This is a genomic window from Actinomadura sp. BRA 177 (genome assembly GCF_013372625.1).
GTDB lineage: Bacteria > Actinomycetota > Actinomycetes > Streptosporangiales > Streptosporangiaceae > Spirillospora.
In genome coordinates, this window is sequence record NZ_JABXFD010000723.1 from 1 (window position 1) to 667 (window position 667).

The window sequence follows — 667 nt, forward strand, 5'->3', positions numbered from 1 at the left end:
CGTGTTGATGAGTGGTTGCGGTTGTTGTTGTTGTGTTCTTGTTTGTATTCGGCACTCGGCACCCACGGAGAGCTGCATTCTCCTCTCCGTCGGCGGCGTAAGTTGTGTATAATGGACAGGCCCCCGACGGGCTGCTGCGCGACGCGCCCCGCCCGCCGGCCGGCGGGCGGGACGCGTCGCGCAGCAGCCCGTCGAGGGCCTCGCGCGCCTCGTCGAGCCCGCCGCCGTCGACCCGGACCGCCACGACGAGGTCGTCCGGCCCCGCGTCGTCCGGCACCGCGAAGCCCATCCGCTCGAACATCTCGCGGTTCAGCCTGGTCGCCATCGCCACCATCGCCCCGGCGACGCCGGGCCGCTCCGCGAGCTGCCGGCTGACCCGCATGAGCGTGACCGAATCGTGGTAGCCCCCCCGCCGGACCTCGACCCAGTCGCTCATCCGTGCCTCCTGTGGGGGGCGGCCCCCCACGCCCCCCGGTTCGCCGCGCTCATGCAGTCACCTTTCCGGCGTGCGGGGCGATGGCGGCCAGGGCGCGGGCGGCGCGGCAGCCGGCGAGGACGCCGTGCGCGAGGTCGGTGCCCGAGGTGTGCCCGACCGACAGCAGCCACCGCACGGCGCTCTGCCCCGCGCCGCTCGGGGGCTCGTGGCCGGGTACGAAGCGCAGCACGG

General features: G+C 73.9%; 2 pseudogenes. Both read right to left on the bottom strand.

Going from position 1 to position 667, the window contains the following annotated elements:
* Window positions 1-436 (bottom strand): annotated as a pseudogene (locus HUX53_RS38925) (hypothetical protein); the annotation flags it as partial.
* Between the two features lie 49 nt (window positions 437-485).
* Window positions 486-667, bottom strand: a pseudogene (locus tag HUX53_RS38930) (hypothetical protein); the annotation flags it as partial.